Origin of the sequence: Rhodovulum sp. HP10, from assembly GCF_047553435.1 — a bacterium.
Taxonomy (GTDB): Bacteria; Pseudomonadota; Alphaproteobacteria; order Rhodobacterales; family Rhodobacteraceae; genus Rhodovulum.
The window spans coordinates 3,757,656-3,771,517 of the sequence record NZ_CP180201.1 but is presented as its reverse complement, the minus strand read 5'-3'; the positions used below and the strand labels follow the sequence as shown (position 1 = coordinate 3,771,517).

Genomic DNA, 13,862 nt, shown 5'->3' with positions numbered 1-13,862 from the left:
GATGCGCCTTTACTCCGTTCTCTTCGCCTGCCTTGTGCTGGTCGCGGTGGTTTTCGCAGGTCCGGTCGCGGGGCCCGCGCTGGCGCAGTCGGCCACGGCCGGGTCATCTTCGGACCAGACCAGTCCGATCCAGATCATTCTTCAGGAAAACCGAAGGCTTATCGAGATAAGCTCACGCAGGACCATCGGCCCGGCCATCGCCGCGGTCGCGACCAGCGGCCTGCCCCAGGCCCGGAGCGTGCTGGAGAGATGGCAAGACCGGGCGCTCTACCTGCGCAAATCCGACGGCCGCTTCTTCTTCGCCGAGGTAAGCGGGGCCGGCGGCGAGCGCCTGATCGACATCGCCACCGGCGCCGATGCCGGCCCCGCGACCCAGCAGGAGCTGGAGCAGCTCCGGCCAAATAGCGGCGTGCGCGCGCTGATCGGCGCGGCGCTGGTGCCCTTCCAGTTGACGGATCCCGATCCGGCGGTCCGCTCGGGCGCGCTCGATGCCATCGCGCGGGATGCCGCGCCCGGTCATCTGGAGGCGCTGCGCGGCGCCATCGCGACCGAGACCGATCCGGGGCTCAGGGCCCGCAAAGAGCGGCTGGAACGGCTGCTGACCATCGCCTACGCCCCCGATCCGGCCGACCGGATCGCCGCCATCGAGAGTTTCGCGGGCGATCTGGGCGTCGATGTGCGCGCGGCGCTGAACCCTCTGGTCGCAACCACCCGCGCGGTCACCCCCGGCGCGCCGCCCGGGGACGAGAACATCGCGCGCCGCCTGAGCCCGGGCAGCGACGCCCTGCCCGCAGCCGAGGCCTACCGCCTTCTGGTCAAGGCCGGTCTGGCCCGGCCCCGCATCAGCGCCGCCGACAAACGGAACGCGCTGGCGGCCCATATCGAGAACGGCACCGTCGCGGGCCTGCCCGTGGCCGGCCTCGACAGCGACGAGGCCCGCGACCGTGCCTATGCGGCGCTGGCGGATCAGGGCCTCGTGCCGCCCACAGCGACCGAAGCGGAGGTGCAGGCGGCGCTCGATGCCCATGTCTTCTATGACCGCTACGCCGAACCCGACCCCTCGGTCACCGCCGCCGCCGAGGCCGCGCTCGACGCCATCGCCTTCAAGGTGGGGCTGAACCAGGCCGTCAATCTCTCGCTCGACGCGCTGTCGCTTGCGTCGATCTACTTTCTCGCCGCCATCGGGCTGGCCATCACCTTCGGCGTGATGGGGGTCATCAACATGGCCCATGGCGAGTTCATCATGATGGGCGCCTATACCGGCTATGTGGTCCAGCAGATCGTGCCGGATTACACCCTCTCGATCCTGATCGCGCTGCCGCTGGCCTTCGCCGTGACCTTCGCGGCCGGCGTCGCGATGGAGCGGCTGGTGATCCGCTGGCTTTACAACCGGCCGCTGGAGACGCTGCTGGCGACCTTCGGCATCTCGGTCGCGCTGCAGCAGCTGGCCAGGAACATCTTCGGCACCCAGGCCCGGCCGCTGACCTCGCCCGCCTGGCTCGACGGCGCGCTGCATCTCAACGACGTGGTCTCGATCAGCTATATCCGGATCGCGATATTCGTGCTGGCGCTTCTGTTCCTTGCGCTTTTCCTCTTCATCATGCGCCGGACGCGGCTCGGGCTCGAGATCCGTGCGGTGACCCAGAACCCACGCATGGCCGCCTCGATGGGGATCGACCCCGACCGCATCAACATGCTGACCTTCGGGCTCGGCTCGGGCATCGCGGGGGTCGCGGGCGTGGCCATCGGGCTTTATGCCAAGGTCACCTCGGAACTGGGGCAGGACTACATCGTGCAAAGCTTCATGACCGTCGTGGTGGGCGGCGTGGGCAATATCTGGGGCACGCTGCTGGGCGCCACGCTGATCGGTTTCCTGCAAAAGGGCATCGAGTGGCTGAACCCCAGCAACACGCTGGCCGCCCAAACCTACATGATCCTCTTCATCATCCTCTTCATCCAGGTCCGGCCGCGGGGCATCATCGCGCTGCGGGGCCGCGCGGCAGGAGACTGACACCATGGCCCTTCGCATCGCTCTGGCAGACCTGTCCGATCCGGCGATCCGCAGCCTTCTCGCCACCCATGCCGCCTTCTGCGAATCCACGAGCCCGCCCGAAAGCTGTCATTTCCTGCCCCTCGAAGGGCTCGACGTGCCCGAGGTCACGGTCTGGGCCGCCTGGGACGGCGCCGAGATCGCGGGCATCGGCGCGCTGAAGGCGCTCTCGCCCGAGGCCGGCGAAATCAAGTCGATGCACACCGCCGCCGCCTGCCGGGGGCAAGGGGTCGGCGCAGCCCTGCTGGCCGCGATCCAGACCGAGGCCCTGAAACGCGACTATCGCGCGCTCTGGCTCGAAACCGGAACCGCAGCCGCCTTCGCGGCGGCCCGCGCGCTTTACGAAGGCCAGGGGTTCGAGCCCTGCGGCCCGTTCGGCACCTACCGGATCGACCCGCACAGCGCCTATTACACCAAGCGCCTCGCGCGGCAGGAGGCAGGCCTTTGAAACAAAGCCTCTTTGCCCGAAACCCGTCGGTGCTGATCTTCCTCGGTCTGCTTGCGGTGTTCGTGGCCGCGGTCACGGTCCTTGGCGAGGGCATCGGCATGGGCCTCGTCTCGACGAGCTTCGTCAAGACGCTGGGCAAGACGCTCTGCCTGTGCCTGATCGCCATCGCGATGGATCTCGTGTGGGGCTATACCGGCATCCTGTCCTTAGGCCATTTCGCCTTTTTCGGGCTCGGCGGCTACATGATCGGCATGTGGCTGATGTATGCCCGGACCGAGACCATCGTCGCGGCCTCGCTGGCGCAATCGCCGATCCCGCCCACACCGCAGGAGATCCGCGACGCCATCGGCAGCCAGATCTTCGGCGTGGTCGGCGGCTCGGACTTTCCCGCGATCTGGGCCTTCGCCCATTCGCTGCCCTTGCAACTGGCCCTTGTGGTGCTGGTGCCGGGGCTGCTGGCGCTGATCTTCGGCTGGCTCGCCTTCCGCTCGCGCGTGACCGGCGTCTATCTGTCGATCCTGACCCAGGCGATGACGATGGCGCTGTCGCTGTATCTTTTCCAGAACGACAGCGGGCTACGGGGCAATAACGGGCTCTCGGGGCTGCAGAACATCCCCGGCGCGGCGGATGTGCCGCAATCGCTGATCTCGATCCGCTTCTTCTGGGCCTCGGCCCTGGCACTGGGGCTGGGCTACCTGCTGGCGGCCTTCGTCGTCTCGGGCAAGTTCGGCTCGGTGATCCGGGGCATCCGGGATGACGAGGCGCGGGTGCGGTTCCTCGGCTATCCGGTCGAGGCCTACAAGCTCTTCGTCTTCACCCTGACGGCGGTGATCGCGGGCATTGCGGGTGCGCTTTACTATCCGCAGGCGGGCATCATCAACCCGGCCGAGATGGCGCCCATCGCCTCGATCTATCTCGCGGTCTGGGTCGCCATCGGCGGCCGGGGCCGGCTTTACGGCGCGGTGATCGGCGCGGGCCTCGTCTCGCTTCTGTCGAGCTGGTTCACCGGCGGTCAGGCGCCCGACCTGCCGCTTGGCCTCTACACCGTCAAATGGGTCGACTGGTGGCAGGTGCTTCTGGGCCTCGGTTTCGTCCTCGTCACCCTGTTCGCACAGAAGGGCATCGGCGGGCTCGTCGATCTGATCCCGCGCCGGAGAGGCCCCGCCCACCACGGCGCCGATCCCGGTCCGGATACCGGCCCGTTCCGCGAAGAGGAGGCCAGCGAATGACCGCCCTGCTCGAGGTCTCGGGCGTTTCCGTCAGTTTCGACGGCTTCCGCGCCATCGACAACCTCTCCTTCGAGATTGGCCCGCGCGAGCTGCGCGCCATCATCGGCCCCAATGGCGCGGGCAAGACCACCTTCATGGACATCGTCACCGGCAAGACCCGCCCCGATACGGGCCGGGTGCTCTGGGGCGAGCGCTCGGTTTCGCTTCTGAAGATGAGCGAAGCGCGCATCGCGCGCGAGGGCGTCGGCCGCAAGTTCCAGCGCCCGACCGTGTTCGAGGACCAGTCGGTTTTCGACAACCTGCTGATGGCGCTGAAGAAGGACCGCAGCCCCCTCGCCGTGCTGTTCTATCGCCAGAGCGCGCGCGACCGCGACCGGGTGGCCGAACTGGCCGGGGAAATCGGGCTGGGAAACCGGCTTGGGCGGAAGGCGGGCAACCTCAGCCACGGCCAGAAGCAATGGCTGGAAATCGGCATGCTGCTGGCACAGGAGCCGCGCCTTTTACTGGTCGACGAGCCCGCCGCGGGCATGACGCTTGCCGAGCGCGCGCACACGGCCGGGCTTCTGAAAGAGGCCGCGAAGACCCGCGCCGTGGTGGTCGTCGAACATGACATGGACTTCGTGCGGCGGCTCGGCTGCCGGGTGACGGTGCTCCATGAGGGATCGGTTCTGGCCGAGGGCAGTCTCGACCATGTCACGAGGAACCGGCAGGTGATCGATGTCTATCTGGGGCGCTGAGAGATGCGGGAAACCATGCTGAAAACCAATGGCCTGACGCTGCATTACGGCGGCTCGCAGATCCTGCATGGCGTCGATATCGAGGCCCGCACGGGCGAGGTGACCTGCCTCATGGGCACCAACGGCGTCGGCAAGACCAGCCTGCTGAAGGCGATCTCGGGCAGCCATCCGCGCTCGGGCGGAGGGATCGAGCTGGACGGTGCCGCGCTGGGGCGGCTTTCGGCCCAGGCCATGGCCCGTCGCGGCGTGGGCTACGTGCCGCAGGGGCGGATGATCTTTCCGCTGCTGAGCGTGCGCGAGAATCTGGAAACCGGTTTCGCCTGCCTGCCCCGCTCCGAACGGTGCGTGCCCGACGAGATCTACGAGCTGTTCCCGGTGCTGAAGGAGATGGCGCAGCGGCGCGGCGGCGATCTGTCGGGCGGCCAGCAGCAGCAACTTGCCATCGCCCGGGCGATGATCGCCCGGCCCAAGCTCCTGCTGCTCGACGAGCCGACCGAAGGCATCCAGCCCAGCATCATCCGGCAGATCGGCCGGGTGATCGCCCATCTGCGCGATCAGGGCCGGATGGCGATCCTGCTGGTCGAGCAGTATTTCGACTTCGCCCATGACCTCGCCGACCGCTTCTACGTGATGGAGCGCGGCCGCATCACCCTGTCGGGGACCAAGGCCGAGCTGCCGAAAGACCGCCTGATCCGCGCCGTCTCGGTCTGAAACGAGGACGCTCTGCGCCGGAAACGCCCCGGTCCTGCCTTATTTCCTCCTCGATTGCAGCGCTTCTGGCTCACAAAGCTGTGACACGAGGATTGCGATAAATGCTGGGACTGGTTCTGGTCGGAATGGCGGTCGGTTATCCCTGTGCCGCGATCGCGCTGTTCATCACGCAGTCCTGGATCGCGGCGCTGGCCACGCTGTCGCTGAGCGGTATGCTCGCCATGCTTGGCCTTGGCCTGAGGCTGGCCGTCATCCCGGATGACCCCGCCTGGCCCGCAGGCTGACATCCCCCGGGCCACGGCAACTCGCGACGGGCCTCGTCGCGAAACCCTCGCGCGGCGGCATATCACGCCGCGGTCCCGCGACCGGCTCGGGGCTGGCGCGTCGAGAAACAGGCCCGCCTACTTCCATGTCGCCGCCGAAACCGCCGGGGGCAGGCATTTCCCTTCGATCTCGAAGGACGGGGGATGAGGGGTGTCAGGCAAAACTGACTTTCATGTCAGATGCCTGACCCCGCAGGCGGAGCTTCCGGAATGCGGAGTGGCGTTGCCCGGTTGAGCTCGCGATCGTAGGGTCAGGACAATCCTGCCTTTGTCTGATCTCGGAAATCTCGTTTGGCCAAGAGCCTCCCTGCCATCCCCGGAAATACCTTTCCTCAGTTGCCGCTGACTGTGCCGCATGCGGCGTTCGAGCCGGCATCGTCCTTGTTGTCCCGACTCGCGGCGAGGGGCGGCGCAAGCTCCATGCAAAGATTCTGCGGCGACATTGCCTTTCCAATCGATCCCTTGTTCCGCGGGGAGAAGGTCGCGATAGGGCAATTGGCGCAGCTGGCCGGGTGAGCTACTCCCCATCGGTTGGACAGTATCTGGCGTAATTTAAGCTACTCTTTGCACCTGCTGATCGGGTTTGTTGATATCATTTCTCTGCCAATAAACCAGCGCCGGTGGCTTGCCGCCGAGGGCTGAGTGAGGACGCTGGTGGTTGTAGAAGGTCATCCATTTCCGGATAGCCCCTTTCGTCTCTGATCCGGTCTCCCAGGCATGCAGGTAGACGCATTCGTATTTCAGGGTTCGCCACAGCCGCTCGATGAAGATGTTGTCGAGGAATCGGCCTTTCCCATCCATCGAGATGCGCACACCGGATCGGCGGAGCCGGTCGGTCCAGGCGAAGGACGTGAACTGGCTGCCCTGATCCGTGTTCATGATCTCGGGCGGGCCGAACTTGTGGATGGCCTCGCTCAGTGCTTCGACGCAGAAGTCGGCCTCCAGGGTGTTCGAGATCCGCCAGGATAGAACCTTGCGCGTGTGCCAGTCCATGATCGCTATGAGGTATAGGAACCCGCGGCGCATGGGCAGGTAGGTGATGTCCGAGCACCAGACCTGGTTCGGACGATCCACGTGCAGCCCTTTCAGAAGGTAAGGATAGGTCTTGTGTCCTTTCGCCGGCCTGCTCGTGTTGGGCTTCTGGTAAATCGGCATCAGCCCCATGAGGCGCATTAGCCGGCGTATTCGCTTCTCGTTCACGAGATGCCCGTCATTGCGCAGGTGCCAGGTCATCTGGCGGACACCGAAGAACGGCGTCTCCAGGAACTGCTCGTCGATCTGCCGCATCAGGCCGAGGTTCTGTGCGGTCTCTCCCTTCGGCTCGTAGTAATAGGACGAGCGCGCAATCGACAGCAGCCTGCACTGCTGACCGATGGACAGCTGAGGATGGTCAGGCTCGATCATACCGCGCCTCACTTCCCGCCCCAGGGCTTCAGCTTTCGTTCCAAAAAAGAGTTGGCCACCGCCAGCTCCCCGATCTTGGCGTGGAGCTCCTTCACCTGCTCCTCGTCGATCTCGGGTCTCTTGCGGCCACCGCGCTCGAACACGCCGGACGCGCCTTCGAGCAGGGCGCGCTTCCATTGATGGATCATCGTCGGATGCACTCCGAACCGGCTCGCCAGCTCGGCCGCCGTCTCTTCACCCTTCAGGGCTTCCAGCGCGACCTTCGCCTTGAACTCAGGCGCGTGCTGCTTGCGTTTCGACATCTCTGATCTCCTTCTCGTCGAAGATCAGCAGACTGCAAATCGTAGCTTACGTCACTGTCCGAATTTCGGGGGGTAGCTCACCGGGGCAACCCGCTCGGGCGCTCTCTGCCGGAAATCCGATTGCCGGATACCAAGACCGCACGGCTAATGTCCGATGATCGCCGCGCCGAGGAACTCGCGGGTGGTCGCGGCCCGTTCAGAGCCGTGCAGGACCAGCTTCGCGCGGATCTCGATCCGGCCTTCTGGAAGGGTTCCCGCGGGGACCGGAACGAGATGGGTCTGCACGGCGGAAGACGTGGCAGAGGTCGCTCCGAAGGGCGATACCGAGCCGATGCGGCGTCCCCCGCTCGTTTCGAGCACCAGTTCGGCGCCGGCCGGCAGGGGACCCGTGCGCACGGCCAGGACCAGAGCGCCCGCGCCCGGGGCGACCTCGATCGCCGACGGGCCCATCCCGGTTCCGCCGCCCGCCGCCTGAACGGTCGTGGCGGCGGCCCAGAAAAGGACCATAGCTGCCGGTCCGGCCGGGATGCGGAGGTTTCGGGTCAGAAGCTTTCGAAGACGACCGATTTGAGAACCCCCTCCAATGGCGCGGATTCGAGCATCTGGCCTTTGATCGCCGTTCCCGAAGCCGCCAGCGTCACGTCGATCGCGCCACTTTCACGCAGCGTTCCAGCCTCACGCAGGCGCGTCATGGCATCGGTCACGTCGATGACCGCGGTGAAGTCGTGGTCATGGCCTTGCAACATGCCGAAGAACTCGAACGAGCCGGCAAAACCGGGGCTGTCCTCTGACAGCTCTGGCATCTCGCCGCCGGGAGACAGGAAGACATCGAAGCTCACCCCCTTAAGCTCCCTCGGGGGCTTGAAGGTGACCTGGGCAAACTGCCTTGTCTCTTCCTTCCCGGCGGCCGCAAAGCCCTCGGGCAGGGAGAAACTGGTCGTGGCCCCCTCGTTCAGACCGAAATCCTTGTTTGCCAGGGCGATTGCATTGGGAGCGATGCCGCGCCTGGACTGCAGTCCCGCGGCGGAAGCGGACCCCGATCCCGGCGTATAGGCATAGCCCCAGGGCTCGATAGCCATGGAGGCGCCGGCGGTGCTGGGGGCGGGCTGCCCGGCATCGTCGATATAGAAGAGGAAAGCCTCGGGATCGAAGCGCGGCGCCTCCTCTGCGGTGGGCAGTGCGGTCCGGCCCGCATTCCGTTCCTTCGTGGTCCAGACGTCCCAGAGCCGGTCGACATTGCAGTGATGCATGAAGAAGATCGGATCGACCGAGGACAGAAGCGAGGGCATCCAGCCGCCCGCGACGCTTCCCAGGTCGTTATGCACCTTGTTATGCGGCTGACCCTCGATGATGGCGGCCCCCACACCCTGGTTGTGGTTCTGGCTTTCGGGACTGTTGAAACCGGTGCGGGCGTCGCTTGTGGCGACGACGGTGGTGAAGATCTCTGGCGCGAGCCCGGCCTCGATGATCGGCAGCGTGACCGCATCCGAGGCGGGCGGAGTCAGATCCGGGGCGGCGAGCGTCTTCGAGCGCCCGTTGGCGGGGTCGGCGGTGAAATTGGGCTGCACGCCCGTGGTCCAGAAGCTATCGAAATCGGGGAAGTCCCGCAGGGTCTCCTGTTGCTTCTGGGCGTCGCTGAGCCCGTTCCAGAAAGCCTCGATCGGATCGTGATAGGCGCTCTCGAAGCTGTCCCAGTCGGGGTAATGGCTGCTGGTGGGATCGAGGGCGTTGTCGGGATAGGTGCTGCTGGCGAAGAAGGTGTCGGCGACGAAGGGATCGGCGGTCCAGTCCCAGTAGGGCATGGCAAAGTTCTCATCCTCGCCGTAGATCCGGACGATCCGTTCCAGGTGGGCGACATAGGGGCGGTGCCAGACGAAGAACCACCAGTTGCCATGCGGGCAGTCCATCAGGTGGATCATCGCATAGCGGAACCAATTATGGGGATCCGAGGGCTCCAGCGCCCACATCGCGGCAACGGCCTTGCGGTAGGTCCGGAGGTGGGCGATGCCCTCTTCGCTGGTCATGCTGACGCGCAGGTGGCTGGCCTGTCCGGCGGCGCTTCGGGCAAGGAATGGCACGGCAAGAAGAGCTGCTCCGCCTTTCAGGACGGTGCGACGGTTCGTGGAAATCGTTCCGGTCATCTGACATGCTCCCGATGGATATCAATGGTCGCTGTCCGGCCGCGCCTGCGGGATGTCTCCGGAAAAACTTGTCAAGATTGGCCGAAAACCGTCACGTTCCGGGGCATCCTGCCGTCTGACACGGCAGGTCTTGAAATGCGTCCGCATTAATACCACAGTCGGCGCGCTGTGTTGAATGAATTTCCAGGCTTCCCTCGCGCCTGCGCAAATGACAGGAACCTGCCGATAGCCGCCGTTCGACAACTCAAGCCTGCGCCGCCCGCGGATCGCGGAAGCGGCCGTTCATCGCGGTTGCAGCACGCCCTGTAGCCGCCAACGTCCAGAGAGCGACTTAGTGAGTTTTCGCCGTAGCTGCGCCAGTGACTGCTTTGAGATCTTGGCCTTGCTTGCCTCGGTTGCGCTCAAGCAAACACTCGTGCCATTTTCGACGGCATGAAACAGTTTGCGTGAGCAATGAACGATGTACACTATATGGAACGCGTTAAGTTGGTGTGTGTGTGCAACTGACCGGCTCGTCTTCGGTGAGAAACATCTTAGCAAGTCGCATATAGACGTGCGAACGCTTGCTTGTTTCGTTGTTTCGTCGATTGCGTTTTTTGTTGGCATAGGTGCTGGCAGCTTCATGGAGTCTGATTTCGCGATATTTTTAGTTTGGCTGTGTGCGAGCGCTCCTATGGCTCTTGTGTTCATCGCGCGTCACCAAAGATTACGTAGCTAAGTTTTTACCTATCGTGGTGAGTTGTCAGACATTAGCTCATCCCGCAGCAGCACGAAGTATGGGCTCCTTCCAGCCGTTCGCCGCATGCTGTTCGGACGACCACTGTCGGCTTAGCGTAGGGTTCCACACCCTGACCCAACCCGGAGGACCACGATGAAAGATCTGACAATGAGCGAAGACATTACCAAGGAAGACGTCACCGTCCTGATCATCCGCGCCAAGAAGAAGGCCGGCCTGACCTGGGAAGCCATCGCGGAAAAGATCGGCATGTCGGCCGTTTGGACGCATTCCGCCGCCATGGGCACGAACGCCTTTACCGAGGAGAAGGCCAAGGCCCTCGTCGCCCTGCTTGACCTCCCCGAAGAGGCCACCGACGCCATGGTCGAGAGCCCGACAAAGGTTTGGCAACAAACCGTTCCGACTGATCCCTGCATCTACCGCCTCTACGAGATCGTCGGCGTCTACGGCCCCACCATCAAGGCGCTGATCCATGAGAAGTTCGGAGACGGCATCATGTCCGCGATCGACTTCGATATGACGGTAGAGCGTGTCGCTAATCCGAAAGGCGATCGTGTGAAGATCGAGATGTCCGGGAAGTACCTCGGCTACAACGCCTGGTAAGATTGACGGCGGGCCGCGAAGGCGGCCTGCTGAACATTCACGCGGTGTATCAACCGAACTTTTGGAGTCGGCTTCCAGAGAACTTGCCAATTTTGCGGATGCAGACACAGTCGGCTTCCCGCCCTTTGTGAAGGCGTTGCGAGGGGCTGACTTGGGTCGGAAATGCCTGACGTTTGGGTTGCTTTTGCCTGGCGCTGCATGCCTATTTGATTCAGAAAAATGGCGCCAGTGAGTCAGATTTGCGTGACATTCGACAGGGGATTTGGGCCGCGGATCCTCATGAGCGGAGGCAGGGCTTCGAGCCCGGCGCTTTCGACTTCGGGTCCGCCCGGATACGCCCCCGCATCCATCGCGACGCTCCCAAACGCGGCATCGGCCCGACCTGAGGCAGGACAATCTGTCCGCCCGCCCGCTGCGCGAGGCCGACACCGGCCGACCGGCCCGGGCAGACCGCCTGACGGGCTGACCTGCAGGCGGGCTCAGGCCTCGGCCAGCACCTCGGTCAGCGTCGCGGCCGACAGCGGCACCGGATTGCCCTTCATCGAGGACGAGCCCATCGCCTCGGACGCGACCTCAGCGCGGTCCATAGCGGGCAGCGGCGGCAGGCCCGCCGCCGCGATCCAGTCTCCGAACCGGTCCAGAGCCTCCACGCCCTGTCCGCCGAAAGCCGCGCCGATCCAGTCCAGAACCCGTTCGATCCGGGCCAGGTCCTTCCCTGCCCCGGCCAGCGCCGCGCGATTGGCCCGCAGGACCGGCACCAGCAAGCGGCCGCAGATCGCGCCATGGGCCGCCCCGGTCCGGCCGCCGATCACGCCCGCGAGCCCATGCACCGCGCCGAGCCCGGCATTGGCCAGGGCGAGCCCGCCGGTGAGGCTGACCCGCGCCATCGCGTCCCGCGCCGCCGGGTCCTCGGCCGCCATCAGCCGCGGCAGCGCCGCCAGCCCCTCGGGGATCGCCGCGGCGCACAGCGCATCGGTCAGGGGCGTCGCGCGGCAGGACAGATAAGGCTCGATCACCTGCACGATGGCATCGAGCCCCGAGGCCAGCGTCACCGCGCGCGGGCAGCCGTCTGTGAGGGCCGGATCGACCAGCGCCAGACGGGGAAGCATGCGGATATCGCGCAGGCTGACCTTGCGGCCCGCCGCAGGCACCCCGATGACCGCGTTGCGCGTGGCCTCGGCCCCGGTTCCGGCGGTGCTGGGCAAAGCGGCGAACGGCAAGGGCGCGCGCGGCAGCGGCAGACCGGCGCCCACCACCTCGAGATGATCGATCACCGGCCGGTCCGAAGGCACAAGCGCGGCCAGCGCCTTGCCCAGATCGATCACCGCACCGCCCCCGACGGCCACCACCGCCTCGGGCGCGAAGGCTCGCGCCTCGGCAAGCGCCGCCTCGAGCCCCGGCAGATCGGGCTCGCCCCGGCCGCGGATCTGGCAGACCTCGGCGCCCGCCCCGGCAAGATCGGCCGCGAGCCGGTCGGCAAAGGCCACCGACCCGCCCCGCACCAGAAGGATGCGCCGGCCCCAACCCAGAAGCGCGGGCACCGCCTCGGCCGCCCGGCCCCGGCCGAAGACGATGCGACCCGGCCCGGCAAAGTCGAAGGCTGTCACGCTCAGACTGCCTGAACCGCCGCGACCGCGCGTTTCCAGCGCCCATAGCGCGCCTCGCGCTCGTCGGCTTCCATCGCGGGGGTGAAACTCCGTTCCAGCGCCCAGGTCTCGCCGAATTCCGCCATCGCCGGGTAAAGCCCCGCGCGCTGGCCCGCGAGCCAGGCCGCACCCATCGCCGTCGTCTCCAGCACCTTCGGCCGGTCGACCTGGGCCCCCAGGATGTCGGCCAGGAACTGCATCGCCCAGTCCGACGCGCTCATGCCGCCATCGACGCGCAGCGCGGTATCGCCCTCGGCCGACCAGTCGGCCCGCATCGCCTCGAGCAGATCGCGGGTCTGATAGCCCACCGATTCCAGCGCGGCACGGGCGAATTCGGCAGGCCCAGAATTGCGGGTCAGCCCGAAGACCCCGCCCCGGCAGTCGGCGTTCCAGTAGGGCGCGCCAAGCCCCGTGAAGGCCGGCACCAGCACCAGATCCTGACCGGGATCGGCGCGTTCCGCGAGCCCCTGGGTCTCGGCCGCCGAGCGGATGATCTCGAGCCCGTCGCGCAGCCATTGCACCACCGCGCCCGCGATGAAGATCGAGCCCTCCAGCGCATAGGTCCGCTTGCCGTCCATCTGATAGGCGATCGTGGTCAGCAGCCGGTTCTTCGAGGCGACCGGGGCGTCGCCCGTGTTCAGGAGCGCGAAACAGCCCGTGCCATAGGTCGATTTCAGCATGCCGGGCCGGAAGCAGGCCTGACCGATGGTCGCCGCCTGCTGGTCGCCCGCGATGCCCATGATCGGGATCTCGCGGCCGAAGAGGTCGGGCCGGGTCATGCCGAAATCGCTGGCGCAGTCGCGCACCTCGGGCAGCATCGACATCGGGATGTCGAGCATCCGGCACATGTCCTCGGACCAGACGCCCTTGCGGATGTCGAACAGCATCGTCCGCGCGGCATTGGTGGCGTCGGTGACATGCACCTTGCCCCCGGTCAGCCGCCAGACCAGCCAGCTGTCGACGGTGCCGAAGGCCAGTTCGCCCGCCTCGGCCCGCGCCCGCGCGCCGTCGACATTGTCGAGGATCCACTTGAGCTTGGTGGCCGAAAAGTAAGGGTCGAGCAGCAGCCCGGTGATCTCGGTCACCTGCGCCTCGCAGCCCTGCTCGCGCAGGTCCCGGCACAGATCGGCGGTGCGGCGATCCTGCCAGACGATGGCATTATGCAGCGGACGGCCGGTGGCACGATCCCAGACCAGCGTCGTCTCGCGCTGATTGGTGATGCCGATGGCAGCGATATCCTCCGAGGCCAGTCCGGCGCGCTCGATCACCTCGCGGCTGGTCCCGGCGGTCGAGGTCCAGAGATCGTCGGCATCATGCTCGACCCAGCCGCTGGCCGGGTAGTGCTGTTCGAATTCCTCCTGCGCGGTCGCAGCCACGCCAAGGTCCTTGTCGAACAGGATCGCCCGGCTCGACGTGGTCCCCTGGTCGATGGCGAGAATATGCTGCATGGCAAGTGCCTCCCGTTTTCCCCGGTTTCGTTGACAATTTTCTACAGGGAAATGACCGGGGCCGGAAGAGACGGCGCGGGCGGC

Annotated in this window: 12 protein-coding genes; 7 read left to right on the top strand and 5 right to left on the bottom strand. The window is 65.9% G+C overall.

Features of this window, described 5'->3' with window-relative positions:
- Window position 1: 1 nt before the first annotated feature.
- The 6 genes from urtB to ACK8CO_RS17640 all read left to right on the top strand — a co-directional run bounded on the left by urtB (window position 2) and on the right by ACK8CO_RS17640 (window position 5,459).
- Window positions 2-2,011 (top strand): urea ABC transporter permease subunit UrtB, encoded by a 2,010-nt coding sequence (urtB, locus tag ACK8CO_RS17665; RefSeq protein WP_414897482.1) that lies wholly within the window; start codon window positions 2-4, stop codon window positions 2,009-2,011.
- 4 nt (window positions 2,012-2,015) lie between these two features.
- Window positions 2,016-2,498, top strand: a complete 483-nt coding sequence (locus ACK8CO_RS17660; protein WP_414897481.1) for a GNAT family N-acetyltransferase — start codon at window positions 2,016-2,018, stop codon at window positions 2,496-2,498.
- Window positions 2,495-3,727: an urea ABC transporter permease subunit UrtC gene (gene urtC, locus ACK8CO_RS17655; RefSeq protein ID WP_414897480.1), complete on the top strand. Its 1,233-nt coding sequence runs from the start codon at window positions 2,495-2,497 to the stop codon at window positions 3,725-3,727. Before ACK8CO_RS17660 ends, urtC begins: the two co-directional genes overlap by 4 nt.
- Window positions 3,724-4,464 carry an urea ABC transporter ATP-binding protein UrtD gene (gene urtD, locus ACK8CO_RS17650; protein WP_414897479.1) on the top strand — a complete coding sequence of 247 codons (741 nt, stop codon included), beginning with the start codon at window positions 3,724-3,726 and terminating at the stop codon, window positions 4,462-4,464. Before urtC ends, urtD begins: the two co-directional genes overlap by 4 nt.
- Window positions 4,465-4,479: 15 nt before the next feature.
- Entirely contained in the window at window positions 4,480-5,175 is a 696-nt protein-coding gene (gene urtE / locus ACK8CO_RS17645; RefSeq protein WP_414897478.1) for an urea ABC transporter ATP-binding subunit UrtE, read from the top strand.
- A gap of 101 nt (window positions 5,176-5,276) precedes the next feature.
- Window positions 5,277-5,459, top strand: a complete 183-nt coding sequence (locus ACK8CO_RS17640) for a hypothetical protein (RefSeq protein ID WP_414897477.1) — start codon at window positions 5,277-5,279, stop codon at window positions 5,457-5,459.
- Between the two features lie 591 nt (window positions 5,460-6,050).
- Here the strand turns inward: ACK8CO_RS17640 and ACK8CO_RS17635 are convergent.
- The 3 genes from ACK8CO_RS17635 to ACK8CO_RS17625 all read right to left on the bottom strand — a co-directional run bounded on the left by ACK8CO_RS17635 (window position 6,051) and on the right by ACK8CO_RS17625 (window position 9,345).
- Window positions 6,051-7,204 (bottom strand): IS3 family transposase gene (locus tag ACK8CO_RS17635; RefSeq protein WP_414896501.1). Its coding sequence is split into 2 segments (ribosomal slippage): window positions 6,051-6,952 and window positions 6,952-7,204, totalling 1,155 coding nucleotides; the frame shifts between segments, so codons are not numbered across the junction.
- Window positions 7,205-7,348: 144 nt separating this feature from the next.
- On the bottom strand, window positions 7,349-7,711 hold the full coding sequence (locus tag ACK8CO_RS17630; RefSeq protein ID WP_414897476.1) for a hypothetical protein: 363 nt from the start codon (window positions 7,709-7,711) through the stop codon (window positions 7,349-7,351).
- A 35-nt stretch (window positions 7,712-7,746) separates the two neighbouring features.
- A complete protein-coding gene (locus ACK8CO_RS17625; RefSeq protein ID WP_414897475.1) occupies window positions 7,747-9,345 on the bottom strand; it encodes a tyrosinase family protein in 1,599 nt (532 codons plus the stop codon).
- Between the two features lie 871 nt (window positions 9,346-10,216).
- Here ACK8CO_RS17625 and cynS point away from each other — a divergent pair.
- Entirely contained in the window at window positions 10,217-10,684 is a 468-nt protein-coding gene (gene cynS / locus ACK8CO_RS17620) for a cyanase (RefSeq protein WP_196774235.1), read from the top strand.
- Window positions 10,685-11,163: 479 nt separating this feature from the next.
- On the opposite strand, the gene ACK8CO_RS17615 is transcribed toward cynS, so the two are convergent.
- Both ACK8CO_RS17615 and glpK read right to left on the bottom strand, forming a co-directional pair.
- The gene (locus tag ACK8CO_RS17615) at window positions 11,164-12,291 is read right to left on the bottom strand and encodes an iron-containing alcohol dehydrogenase (RefSeq protein ID WP_414897474.1); all 1,128 of its coding nucleotides are present in this window, start codon (window positions 12,289-12,291) and stop codon (window positions 11,164-11,166) included.
- A 2-nt stretch (window positions 12,292-12,293) separates the two neighbouring features.
- Complete coding sequence (gene glpK, locus ACK8CO_RS17610; RefSeq protein WP_080616649.1) at window positions 12,294-13,778, bottom strand: glycerol kinase GlpK; 1,485 nt, start codon at window positions 13,776-13,778, stop codon at window positions 12,294-12,296.
- Window positions 13,779-13,862 lie beyond the last annotated feature (84 nt).

Excerpts from the sequence above, each read along its gene's own strand:
- urtB (WP_414897482.1), top strand. The coding sequence starts at position 2 with ATGCGCCTTTACTCCGTTCTCTTCGCCTGCCTTGTGCTGGTCGCGGTG.
- ACK8CO_RS17660 (WP_414897481.1), top strand. The coding sequence starts at position 2,016 with ATGGCCCTTCGCATCGCTCTGGCAGACCTGTCCGATCCGGCGATCCGC.
- urtD (WP_414897479.1), top strand. The coding sequence starts at position 3,724 with ATGACCGCCCTGCTCGAGGTCTCGGGCGTTTCCGTCAGTTTCGACGGC.
- urtE (WP_414897478.1), top strand. The coding sequence starts at position 4,480 with ATGCTGAAAACCAATGGCCTGACGCTGCATTACGGCGGCTCGCAGATC.
- ACK8CO_RS17640 (WP_414897477.1), top strand. The coding sequence starts at position 5,277 with ATGCTGGGACTGGTTCTGGTCGGAATGGCGGTCGGTTATCCCTGTGCC.
- ACK8CO_RS17630 (WP_414897476.1), bottom strand. The coding sequence starts at position 7,711 with ATGGTCCTTTTCTGGGCCGCCGCCACGACCGTTCAGGCGGCGGGCGGC.
- ACK8CO_RS17625 (WP_414897475.1), bottom strand. The coding sequence starts at position 9,345 with ATGACCGGAACGATTTCCACGAACCGTCGCACCGTCCTGAAAGGCGGA.
- cynS (WP_196774235.1), top strand. The coding sequence starts at position 10,217 with ATGAAAGATCTGACAATGAGCGAAGACATTACCAAGGAAGACGTCACC.
- glpK (WP_080616649.1), bottom strand. The coding sequence starts at position 13,778 with ATGCAGCATATTCTCGCCATCGACCAGGGGACCACGTCGAGCCGGGCG.